Raw genomic sequence first — 753 nt, forward strand, 5'->3', positions numbered from 1 at the left:
GACAGCTGGCGCACCAGTGCATCGCGAATGGCGGCCGGTTCGGTGGGTGCGGCGACATCCACATTGTTGATCACGGGAATCTGCGGGGCCTTGACCTCGATCTGAGCCAGCACCTCGGCCAGTTTATCGGCTGCCGGCTGCATCAGGCTGCAATGGGACGGCACACTGACCGGCAGCACCAGTGCCCGCTTGGCGCCGCGCTCTTTGGCAACGTTAACCAGTCGCTCGACCGCACTCTTGTTGCCTGCCGCGACCACCTGGCCGGGCGAGTTGAAGTTAACCGGTGCCAGCACTTCCCCTTCGGCCGCATCTTCGCAGGCCTGGCGCACCGCGTCATCCTCCAGTCCGAGAATCGCGGCCATGGCGCCTTCCCCGGCCGGCACGGCGTCCTGCATCAGGCGACCACGCTCGGCCACCAGCGCGATGGCATCGGAAAAATCCAGACTGCCGGCACACACCAGCGCGCTGTATTCGCCCAGGCTGTGCCCGGCCATCAGCGCGGGCATCGCCCCGCCCTGCGCCTGCCAGACGCGCCAGGTTGCCACGCCCGCGGCCAGCATGGCCGGCTGGGTGATATCGGTCCGATTCAGATCCCCGGCCGGTCCCTGCTGTACGATCTGCCACAGATCGTAACCAAGCTTGTCCGATGCCTGCGCGAAAGTCTCACCGACCTGCGGATACGCCGCGGCCAGATCCTTCAACATGCCTTCGGATTGTGAGCCCTGCCCGGGAAAAACAAACGCCAGTGTCATT

General features: G+C 65.6%; 1 protein-coding gene. It reads right to left on the bottom strand.

The features are described 5' to 3' along the window. The coding region (gene fabD / locus RI563_RS08860; protein ID WP_310694012.1) for an ACP S-malonyltransferase at positions 1 to 752 on the bottom strand (752 nt) is incomplete at its 3' end. Position 753: the final 1 nt, after the last annotated feature.

The organism is Thiohalophilus sp. (assembly GCF_031581315.1).
In the GTDB taxonomy this organism is placed as follows: Bacteria; Pseudomonadota; Gammaproteobacteria; order UBA6429; family Thiohalophilaceae; genus Thiohalophilus.